Annotated in this window: 9 protein-coding genes; 1 reads left to right on the top strand and 8 read right to left on the bottom strand. The window is 67.9% G+C overall.

Annotation, left to right across the window (positions count from 1 at the left end):
• Window positions 1-158 precede the first annotated feature (158 nt).
• Window positions 159-1,022, bottom strand: coding sequence for a cupin-like domain-containing protein (locus tag KIT86_RS22380; RefSeq protein ID WP_297402513.1), 864 nt, complete (start codon window positions 1,020-1,022; stop codon window positions 159-161).
• Window positions 1,023-1,364: 342 nt separating this feature from the next.
• Between KIT86_RS22380 and KIT86_RS22375 the strand changes: the two genes are divergently transcribed.
• On the top strand, window positions 1,365-2,786 hold the full coding sequence (locus KIT86_RS22375; RefSeq protein WP_297402511.1) for an oligosaccharide flippase family protein: 1,422 nt from the start codon (window positions 1,365-1,367) through the stop codon (window positions 2,784-2,786).
• Between the two features lie 22 nt (window positions 2,787-2,808).
• On the opposite strand, the gene KIT86_RS22370 is transcribed toward KIT86_RS22375, so the two are convergent.
• From KIT86_RS22370 to KIT86_RS22340, 7 genes are all read right to left on the bottom strand, one after another.
• The gene (locus tag KIT86_RS22370; RefSeq protein WP_297402509.1) at window positions 2,809-4,119 is read right to left on the bottom strand and encodes a putative O-glycosylation ligase, exosortase A system-associated; all 1,311 of its coding nucleotides are present in this window, start codon (window positions 4,117-4,119) and stop codon (window positions 2,809-2,811) included.
• A gap of 8 nt (window positions 4,120-4,127) precedes the next feature.
• Complete coding sequence (locus tag KIT86_RS22365) at window positions 4,128-4,289, bottom strand: hypothetical protein (RefSeq protein WP_297402507.1); 162 nt, start codon at window positions 4,287-4,289, stop codon at window positions 4,128-4,130.
• Entirely contained in the window at window positions 4,286-5,455 is a 1,170-nt protein-coding gene (locus tag KIT86_RS22360) for a glycosyltransferase family 4 protein (RefSeq protein WP_297402515.1), read from the bottom strand. Before KIT86_RS22360 ends, KIT86_RS22365 begins: the two co-directional genes overlap by 4 nt.
• Before the next feature lie 60 nt (window positions 5,456-5,515).
• A complete protein-coding gene (locus KIT86_RS22355) occupies window positions 5,516-7,009 on the bottom strand; it encodes a hypothetical protein (RefSeq protein WP_297402504.1) in 1,494 nt (497 codons plus the stop codon).
• Between the two features lie 3 nt (window positions 7,010-7,012).
• Entirely contained in the window at window positions 7,013-8,215 is a 1,203-nt protein-coding gene (locus tag KIT86_RS22350) for a glycosyltransferase family 4 protein (protein ID WP_297402502.1), read from the bottom strand.
• Window positions 8,205-9,341, bottom strand: a complete 1,137-nt coding sequence (locus KIT86_RS22345; protein ID WP_297402500.1) for a glycosyltransferase — start codon at window positions 9,339-9,341, stop codon at window positions 8,205-8,207. Before KIT86_RS22345 ends, KIT86_RS22350 begins: the two co-directional genes overlap by 11 nt.
• The coding region (locus KIT86_RS22340; RefSeq protein WP_297402498.1) for an NAD(P)-dependent oxidoreductase at window positions 9,338-10,658 on the bottom strand (1,321 nt) is incomplete at its 5' end. The genes KIT86_RS22340 and KIT86_RS22345, both read right to left, overlap by 4 nt.

The following is a 10,658-nucleotide window of genomic DNA, read 5'->3' as shown; positions in this document are numbered from 1 at the left end:
GTGCCAGGTGAGCGAGAGCGCCGGCGGCGCCACCTTGAGGTAGACCGAGTGGCCGATGTAGACCGCCAGCGCCGCGAGCACGCGGCACAGGTCCAGCCACACGGACAGCGCAGGCGTCATGGCGCCAGCGCCGCGCGGCACCCCGTCCTGGCCCGGCATCAGTGGTACCGCAGCCGCGCCCAGGCCGTCCAGCAGCGCGCCTTCGCGCCATCGCTCAGGGGCCGATGCCCCACGGGCGCGGGCGCCAGGCCCACGCGCCGCAGCACCTTGCGCGCGCGCTGGTTGAAGTTCAGTGCATTGCGCCAGGCCATGGTCTGGCGGGTGTTGAAGATGATCGACATGGAAATGGAGATGTCTTGCGGCCCGTTGCGCACATGGTGGCCCGCCACGAACGGGATGTGGAGTGCCTCGCCCGGGTTGAATTCGTAGGCTGTGGCGTAGGCGTCCTTCTCCGGCGACCAGGGCAGGCGGGTGTTCACGTAGGACACGTAGTTCTCGCAGTCCCTGACCGAGACCACGCGGTCGTCCCAGGGCTGCGACACCGTGACCTGCTTGCTGCCGCGGAACTGCATGAGGAAGGTGGAATAGCGGTCGATGTGAAAGGGCGTCACGCTGTTGGGCGAGGCGATGAAAAGGTACAGCTTGGGGGTGATGGCCGTGGTGCCCACGCCACGCTCTCGCATCAGGGCCTCCACATCGCCGATCAGGTCCTTGTACAGGCCGGCAAACGAAGCTTCCACCTGCGGCGAACTGACCATGATGTAGGAGTCCGAAACCCGCAGGTTCTCGATCGTCGCCTCGATCGACTGCTCCTCGGGGCGCTGTCGGAAGGTGGTTTCGAAATCGTCGCCGTTCTGCAGCGGCCGGATGGCGTACATCACCTGGTCTTTGGGCAGGGCCGGAATGACCCGCGCCAGGTTGCCCATTTCCAGCGCCGGGTGCCCCACCAGCCTGTGCCGGAACTTGAATGGCTCCCGGTCCAGTTTCGCCGCGCTCACGCCTTCACTGAAACAGGTCAACATGACGGAACTCCTTGGAAGAGCAGACCTCAATGTAACAAATGTTGACTACCCTGACACACAAAAAAGGCAGACTCTGTCCACATTGCTTCACGTCCGGCACGGACTTCAGGGCCCCCAATGTGACCAAACGCGTACACACTGCCGTACCACCGGGCATCCTTCGATGCCGGACGCCGTCGGGTCACGTCGGCTCACTACAATGCGACGCACACCCGAGTCCCCCGTGAACCGCCCCGAGGCACCTGCGACCGCCGCGCCGACCCACCTGCGTGCCGACCCGCCCCAACGAAAATCCGGGAACCTCCGTTGAACATAAGAAAAAAAATCGGCCTTCAGTTTCTGGTGAGCAATGGCGCCACAGTCGCCAATTTCGCCCTGTCGGTCATCCTGGCCCGTCTGCTGACCCCGACGGACATCGGCATCTTCTCGATGAGCGCCATCCTCATCACCTTCGCGCACGTCTTCCGCGATTTCGGTGTGTTCTCCTACATCGTCAAGGAGAAGGAGGTGACGCAGCAGACCATCCGCACCGCGCTGGGTGTGCTGCTGGTGACGTCCTGGACGGTGGCCGCGATTCTGTATGTCACCGCCGACGTCTGGTCGGTGTTCTTCAAGACGCCCGAGGTCGGCGACGTGGTGAAGGTGCTGGCCATCGGCTTCGTCTTCATCCCGTTCGGCTCCATTCCGTACGCGCTGCTCACGCGCAACCTGGAGGTCAAGCGCACCTCCAAGGTGATGGCGATCTCGGTGGTGACCTACTTCATCACCACCATCGCCCTGGCCTACACCGGCCACGGCCACATGACCATGGCCTGGGCCAACCTGGTCAACATCATCGTCACGGGCGCGGCCTACCACTGGTACTCCACCACCCCCATGCCCTGGCTGCCCAGCCTCAAGGGCTGGAAGAAGATCACCCACTTCGGCACCGGCACCATCGTCACCTCCACCGTGGCGGCGCTGGACGCCGCACTGCCCGACGTGATGCTCGGCAAGATGAGCACGCCCGCGGCCGTGGGCTACTTCAGCAAGGCCGCCTCGGCCGTCTCCCTGCCCTACACGGTGCTCAAGTCGACCATCGACTACTTCGCCCTGCCCTATCTCTCCAAGCTGCACCACGCCAACGAGGACATGGCCGCGGCCATCCAGCAGGCGTCGTCCTACATCTCGGTGGTCATCATCCCGGCCATGGTGTGGATGATGGTGATGGACCGGGAGATCATCCTCTTCCTGTTCGGCCCGCAGTGGGTCGCCAGCATCGACGTCATTCCCTGGCTGTGCCTCACGGGCGCCGCCGGCATCCTGTTTCGGCTGGTCACGCCGGCCCTCACCAGCATCGGCAAGCCCTATGCGGCGGCCGTGCCCTCGCTGCTGGTGCTCCTGATCAAGGTGGGGCTGGCCATTGCGCTGTTCGACGGCACGCTGGTGAGCTTCGGCATTGCCATGGCCATCGGACAGATCGTGGGCATTCCGCTCTACGTCATGGTCAACAAGGTCTATTTCGGCCTGGGCGTGCGCCAGTGGCTGCGGGGCAATGTGCCCATCGTGCTGATCTCGCTGATCACCGGGGCCTTCAGCTACCTGCTCAAGACCTACGTGCACCCCAACTTTCCGATCTTCTTCAGCCTGCTGTTCAACGGCGTGATGTTCGTCGCCGCGTGGTACGTCTGCATCATGCTGATGAAGCCGCCCATCGAGGCCGAGCTGCGGCGCTTCCAGGACAGCGCGGTGGCCCTGATCTTCAAGAAGGACGCGGCCGGCTGAACGCCAGCCGCGCCCGGCCACCTCAGGCCGGGGGCGCCGACGCCTTGCTGGTGGCCACGGCCTTGCGCACGTGCTGCTTGAGCACCTCCATCAGGATCAGGAAGATGTAGGGCAGCTCGAAATAGGCCGCGCTGAGCAGCGAGCCCGTCACCACGAAAGCCAGCAAGGCGGCGCCCAGCATGTCGGCCAGGTCGGACGCCCAGCGCAGCGACGGCCCTCGTCCCCTGGTGAGCTTGAGGATCTCCCGGCGCGTGAGGAAGGCATTGGCCACCAGCGCGACGAACAGCAGGAAGCCGACGAAGCCCATGTCGCCCATCACCTCGAACCAGATGCTGTGCGCGGCCAGGCCCGAGGGGCTGCTGGGCGCGACCTCGATGAAGGGCAGGAGCGTGGGGCCTTCCTTGAAAGCCTCCCAGAGCACGGACGACTGCACCGCGCGGAAGCCGCCGCCGAAGACCGGGTTGGACAGCGCGATGGACGAGCTCACCCGCCAGGCGCCGAAGCGGCCGAGCAGGGAGTCGTCCTCCTTGGCGGTCTTGATGGTCTCCATGCGCTCCGACCACGAATCGGGCGCGAGCTGCACGACCACGGCCGCGCTGATGGCCACCAGCACGATGCCGATCATGCGGTTGCGGCTCTTCATGAGAATGAACAGCACGATCACGCACAGGCCGATCAGGGCGCCGCGCGAGGCGGTGGCCACGACGGCAAAGGCCGTGAGCGGCAGCATCACGGCAAAACCCATCTTGGCCAGCTTTCGCGAGGAGATCTGGTAGAGGTAGTACAGCAGCGGCAGCACCATCAGCAGCACCATCGCAAAGTGGTTGTTGTCGCCGAACTTGGCGATCCCGCGCGCGTTGTGCCCGCCTCCGCTGGCGATGAACTTCAGTCCATCGAGCGCGCCGTGAAAGCTCGTCGCCAGCACCACCATCACCACCATGGCATGAATGCGGTACCGCGAGGTGACGAACACCGGCATCAGCAGGCAGAACAGCACCGTCTTGGTCAGGTTGCCGAAGAGCTCCCAGTTGCGGTCCAGCCCCGGGTAGGCAAAGAGCGCGACAAAGAAGCCGTGCACCACGAACAGCATCATCAGCACGGTGGTGCGGTTGATCTCGATGCGCTCGAAGCGGTCGCCGCGGCGCATCAGCAGCGAGGCCATGGTGACCAGGGCGAAGAGCTGCACGAAAGGCACGGCACCCATGAAGCCGTGCACGTAGCTGTTCATGGCGATCAGGCCGGCCCAGCCCCACAGCAGATAGCCGATGAAGGCATTGGAAAACCCCAGGGGCACAAAGAGCAGCACGGCCCCGAAGACCAGCAGGTCACGCATGGCGGTTCCTAGTTCCTTTTCTTCGGCGCAGGCGGCGCGTCATCGGTGAGCACTTCGTAGGAGAAGAAGCCCAGGTCGGGCGTCTTCGGGTCGCGCGCCTTGCGCCGCACCGCGAGCAGCAGCAGCGACAGCAGCACGAGTTCGGCCAGCAGCAGCAAGCCTTCGGTCATGCGAACCTCCTGAAGATGTCGAGTTGTCCCTGGGTGGTGGCGTCCCAGGAAAAGGTTTCGGCGTGCGCGCGTGTGGCCGCGCGCGCGGGCAGGTTGCCCATCAGCTGGGCCCAGGCCTGGGCCAGGGCGGGCCCGTCGCGGCGCGCCATCAGCAGGCCCGCAGCGGGTTGGCTGACCACCTCGGGCGTGCCCCAGATGTTGGTGGCGATCACCGGCGTGCCGCAGGCCATGGCCTCCAGCAGCACGTTGGCCCAGCCCTCGCGGCTGGAGCACAGGGCCAGCGCGTCGGCCGCGCTGTACCACCACTTGAGTTCGGTCTGCGGCACCACCCCCACCCAGCGCACGCGCTCGCTCACGCCCAGGCGGGCGGCCAGCGCCTTGAGCGCGCCCTGCTCCGGCCCGCCGCCGGCCACCAGCAGCGTCACGCCAGGCATGGCGGGCAAGGCCTCGATGGCGATGTGGTGGCCTTTGCGTTCGATCAGGTGACCCACCGAGAGCAGATAAGGCCCCTGCGCGTCCAGGCCCAGGCGCTGCCTCGCGGCCTCGCGCGGCTCGGGGGTGAAACGCTCGAGGTCGACACCGTTGCGCAAGGTGTTGAGCTTGCCCGGGTCGGCGCCCAGGGCGCCAAGCGAATCCATCAGCGCCTTGCACACACCGATGGAGGCCTGCGCCTGTGCGGCGGTCTGCAGGATCAGCTTGCGCGGAAACGGGTACTCGGGGATGAGGTTGAGGTCGGTGCCGCGCGCGGTCACGACGAAGGGCTTCTTGAGCCAGCGCGCCAGCAGGCCGGCGGCCACCCCGTCGGGGTAGTAGTAGTGGGCGTCGATCAGGTCGAAGTCGAAGCCCTGCTTCTGCAGGCGGCGCACCGTGGCCAGGGCCCCCAGGGCCATGGTGTAGGGCGCGAGGTTCATGCCGACCTTGGGCAGCAGCAGGTAGCGTGGGTGGTGCACCTCCAGACCGTTGCGCTGTTCCTGGCGCGGCGTGGCCGCGAACTGGGCGTACTCCCCGTAGCGCGGCGACTTCAGCGGGAACCAGGGCACGGGCGCCACCACCTTGGCCTGCACCTGCCCGGTCTTGAGCAGCTCGCGCAGGCGGGTCTCGACGAAGATGCCGTGGATGGGCCGCACCTCGCTCGGGTACAGGCTGGAGAACAGCAGGACTCGGATGGGCTTCACGGATTGCTGCATTCGAACACCATCACACCTTCATAGCTCTTGCGGGAGGTCTCACGCCCTTGGGGGCAGGCCTGGGGTTTGTCGCGGTCCTTGTTGTCGCCCACGAAGTAGTAGCCGCGCGCCACCACCTCGTCGGGCAGCGCGCTGTAGCCCACCCACAGGCGGCCGTGCGGCGTGTCGATGAAGCGCGCCGCGCCCTTGAGGTGCAGCCGCTGCAGCCAGGTGTCGCCCAGCTTTTCGTAGATGCGGCGCCAGGTGTCGGAGTCGTCGATTTTCGCCGGGTCCTGGATGGCGAGCAGACTGCCCCAGCCTGGGCCCTGGAGGTAGCGGGCCATGGCCCAGTAGCGCACGTTGGAAGGCACGTAGATGTCGCGCCGCTCGGTGTTGTTCTGCGCGATGTCCCGGGCCACGCGATGGAAGTCCATCTTGCGCGGCGCCTGCAGCCGTTCCCAGCCGGCGCCATAGACCGCGAAGAAGGCCAGCTGCGCCACCACCAGCGCGGCGCCCCAGGCGCGCAGGCGCGCCTCTGGCCGCAGGCGCTCGATGCAGGTGCACCGCCAGCGCCACGGCAAGGAAAGGCGCGGTGTAGGCCAGCGTGCGGTCCAGCCAGATGGGCCGCAACACCAGCGAGATGATCCCCACCACCAGCACCGGCAGCACGACGAAAGAGACCACGCAGGCCCTCACGTAGGCCGAACCGGACACCAGCAGGTAGATCACCAGGGCCAGCACCAGCACGGCGGCCACGGTGTACTGCGTGGTCGTGGCCCCCGGGAAGTAGCCCAGCAGCCAGCCGCCGATGGTCTGCGCGACATGGTCGAAATCCGGCCGGTGGGTGTGCGAGACCGAGCGGAAGCTGGCGTTGGCCAGCCAGGGCAGCAGCCACACGCCCGAGATGCCGATGAACCCCAGCAGCGGTTTGAGGCGGTGGCGCTCGCCGGCGATCCAGCAGCGGATCACCGTGTAGCTCAGCACCGAACCGACCGCGACGAAGGCAATGCTGTGCAGCATGGACAGCGACAGCACCAGCAGGCACAGGGCCCACCACTGGCCGCGCCGGCCGTGCCGCAGCCACTGGTCGACGCCCCACCAGAGCAGCAGCACGTTGCAGCCGAGGATGGCGTACATGCGAAGGTCGCTGGCGTAGTAGATCTCGCTGCCCAGCAGCGCCGTGAAGGCCGCGGCCAGCAGCGCGGCGCTGCGCCCGGCCCGCGCGGCCACGCCCAGGTACACCACCGCGATCGAAGCCAGGCTCCAGAACACCGAGTTCAGGAGCAGCCAGGTGTCCTGTTTCGAGAGCAGGCCCCAGGCGTTCAACTGCAGGTAATACAGCGGCGGATGGATGTCAAAGCGCAGCACCGCGATGACGACGTCCAGCAGAGGGAGGTTGACGTAGCTCGCGCCGAAGATTTCATCGAACCACAGGCCGCCATCGGCCCGCATCGCCGTGAAGCGCAAGCCGAAGGCGACCAGCAGCACCAGCAGCAGGCCGATCAGGGCGGGGGTGCGGGAAAGGGATGTGCCGTCGGTGGTGCTGCGCGTCATGGTTCACCTCTTCAGAGAAGCGGAGGCCAGGGAGCTGGAGAGGGCCACCACCCGCCGGGCGTTGCCCGACCAGGTCAGGCTGAGGCGGTCGATGGTGTCGTGCGCGGCGCTCGCCAGCCGCGCGCGCAGGTGGTCGTCGGTGCACAGGCGGGTCAGCGCGTCCTGCATGCCGGTGGGCGAGGCCTCGTCGAACAACAGCGCGTTGTCCTCGTGGGTGAGCACCTCCAGCAGGTTGGGCGTCGCGGGCGCGACGATGGCCTTGCCCAGCACCAGGTATTCCATCAGCTTCAGCGGCGAGGCATAGGGCGTCACCGCGGGCTGCAGGGCGACGTCAAAGGCGGCCACGTGCGCTGGCACCCGGTCGCGGTGGATCACGCCCGTGAAGGTCACCCGCTCGGCCAGGCCCAGGCGCCGCGCCTGCTGCTCGAGGGCTTCGCGCACCGGGCCGTCGCCCACCACCAGCAGGTGGGTGTGGGACGGCGCCTGGGGCGATGCCATCCAGTCGACGATGCGGTCCACGCCGTGCCAGTCGCGCACAAAGCCAGTGAAGCCCAGCACCAGGCGGCCCTGCAGGCCCAGGTGGGCCTTGGCGGTGTCCGGCGTCGGGGCCTGGGCGAAGTGCGCGCGGTTGATGCCGTTGGGAATGACCTGGATGCGCGAGTCGGGGACGCCGCGGGCCCGCACGTGCCCGGCCAGCACCTGGGTCACCGGCAGCACGCAGTCCGCGCCCCGCCAGGCCATGCCCTCGGCCCATCGGGCCAACCCCTCCAGAGCCAGGCCCCCGCTGTGCTGCGAGCGCTCGAACACCAGGGGCGCGTTCACTTCCAGCAGCAGCGGAATGCCGAGCCGCTTCCTGGCCATCAGCCCGCTGAGCAGGAAGAGGTTGTAGCGTTCGTAGATGACGTCGGGCCGGAAGTCCTTCGCGGCCTTCATCAGCTTGCGGTAGGCGAGCACGCTGTAGGCCAGTTCCATGAGTTCGTACAGGGCTTTGGGCATCAGGGCCTTGAGCCGGTGCACCCAGCCCATGTCGCTGCCCATCTGGCCACTGCCGCCCTGCCCCGGTGCGCCGGCCTCGGGCTCGTCGCCGCCCGGGCTGACCACGCGCACCTCGTGCCCGTCGCTGCGCAGGGCCTCGATCATCTCTTCGATGTGCACGGCCTGGCCGTCTTTCGATGCCGTGCGGTGATGAGGATTTTCATGGGTCAAGCGGCTTTGAGGCCGCGGAAGATCGGTGAAGTTGCCCGTCGAACACCTGCTTCCATCGGGTGATCATGAGGGCCTTGGCGTACGAAACCTGCACTTTCTCGCGACCGGCGCGGGCCCACGCCGGCCACTGGGACTGCTGCTCCAGCGCGCGCGAGAGGGTGGCGGCAAATGGGCCGTCTTGCGGTTCGCAAAGGTTGTCGGGCGAGACGTCCGAAAGGATGTCGCCCACGTCACCCACGCGCGTGGCGACCACGGGCATGCCCAGCGCCATGGCTTCGAGCAGCGCGATCGGCAGTTGCTCGGTGTCCGACGACAGGGCGAACAGGTCGAAATCCACCAGGCGCGCGGACGGGTCCTTGAGGTAGCCGGTGAATTCCACGTCGGCAGCCACCCCGAGTTGTTGCGCAAGCGCCTGCAGCTCGGCGCGCTGTGGGCCGTCGCCCACCACGATGAGCCGGGCGGCACGTCGTGCCCGCACGTCGGCAAAGGCGCGGATGAGGCGGGCGATGTTCTTCTCCGGCCGAAGCCCGGCCACCGTGCCAATGCTCACCGGCCGGCCGGCGACCGCGGAGAACGGGCGCGCCGTCGGGGGGATGTCCACGCCGTTGGGGATGAACGTGACCCGGCGCGATGGCAGCTTCCACACGCCGGTGGCCATGCGCTCCAGGTTGCGCGAGGCCACCACGACCGAGACGCCGTTCCAGCCCAGCAGCACGCGACGCATCCAGACGCGGCGCGGCAGCTGCCGGTTCGCCTCCTCGGGCCCGAAGCCGTCTTCCACGTGCACGTGGGGCACCACGCGCGGCAGGTTGGCCGCCGCCCACTCGATGGCCCCCCAGTTGTAGGAGAGCAGCAGATCGGGCTTGAGGCGCTGCAGCAAGGCGCGAAAGGCGCCCCGGTTGGCCAGCGCCCCACCCTTGACCACGTCGAGCCGCATCGGCTCCCACTGCACCGCCGGATGCAGGCGCTCACCGGCATCGAAGCAGTTGTCCATCGCCACGATGAGGTGGCGGTAGCCCGGCCCCAGCTCGTTGGCCAGCTGCACGAAGCGCGCCTGCGGACCGCCCAGCTTGAAGGTCGAGAAAGCGTGCAGCAGCACGCGTGGAGGGCGCGCGCCCTCGCTCATGCAGAACCCTCTGCGGCATGCACGGCCATGGCCTGGCGGTGGAAGGTGGCGGCGTCGCCCACCGGTTGCCAGCCCAGGTCCTGCTTGGCGTTGCTGCAGTCGATGTTGGCCAGCAGGCCGCGCGACATCAGGTCGCGCTTGAACGGCCGGGCCACGGCGCGGCCGGTCACGCGCTTGATCAGCCATTTGCCCATCTCCACCAGCCACAGGCCGGTCGGCGACGAGGGCACGAACTTCAGCGGGCGCCCGATGGTGCGCGAGAGGTCGTCCAGGTATTCGCGCGCGCTCGGTCGCACGTCACCCACCAGGTTGTAGGCCCGGCCCGGCGCGGCGGGCGCGGTGACCGCGGCCACGATGGCCGAGGCGCAATCGCCCACCAGCACCCACGGCAAGGGGTTCTGGCCGCCATTCCAGCCCACGCAGTACTGGTCGTTGTTGAAGAAGCCCAGGCCGCTGTGGAACGGCGATGTGCCCGAGCCCACCACCAGGCCGGGACGCATGAGCACGATGGGAAAGCCGGTCTTGCGGTGGATGTCCATCAAAGCCTGGTCGGCCAGGGCCTTGGCGCGCGCGTAGTCGGCGCGCGTCTCCGGGCGGGGGTCGGGTGGCGTGGCGCCGGTGATGGTCTCGCTGGCGTCGCCCAGGAACAGGCTGGCGATGGAGCCCACGTGCACCATGCGCTGCACGCCAGCGGCCCGGCACACCTCGGCCACCATCACGGCGGAGTCGACCATCGCGGCGCGGATGGCCTCGAAGTTCGCACCACCGCCACCGTGCGCGAGGTTGATGACATAGGGAGCGCCTGCGATGGCGCGCTCCAGGTCGGCCTTGTTCTTGACGTCGCCGCGCACGATCTCGACACCGGGGCGGCTGAAGACGGGTTGCAGGTTGTTCACGCCGCGCGCCATCACGCGCACCCGGTGGCCCTGGCCCAGCAGGGCCGCCACGGTGTGCGAGCCGATGAAACCGGTGCCGCCCAGAACCACGACCAGATCGCCCGTGGGCACGGGCTCGGCCACCGGCACGGCGCGCGCAGGCAAGGGCTTGAAGGCCGCGGCCATCTGCTCGCAGACCGAGACCAGCTCGGCGCCGAAGTCCAGGTCGATGCGGGGCCTGCCCTGGCTCTCCAGCTCCTGGTAGAAGGCCTGCAGGCTGCCCTTCATGCCCAGGTAGAAGGCATCGGAGCGCGGCTTGAGCTTGGCCGTGGCCAGAACGTAGTCGCGCAGCACGGCGAAGCCTTGCGACTTCACCTGCCGTCCCGTGGCGCGCGCCGACAGCCAGGCGTCCACCGGCTCCATGTAGGCGGTGCGCTCCAGC

Origin of the sequence: Hydrogenophaga sp. (assembly GCF_026125825.1) — a bacterium.
Taxonomy (GTDB): Bacteria; Pseudomonadota; Gammaproteobacteria; order Burkholderiales; family Burkholderiaceae_C; genus Hydrogenophaga.
The sequence above is the reverse complement of the archived record's forward strand: the minus strand, read 5'-3'. Positions and strand labels throughout refer to the sequence as shown.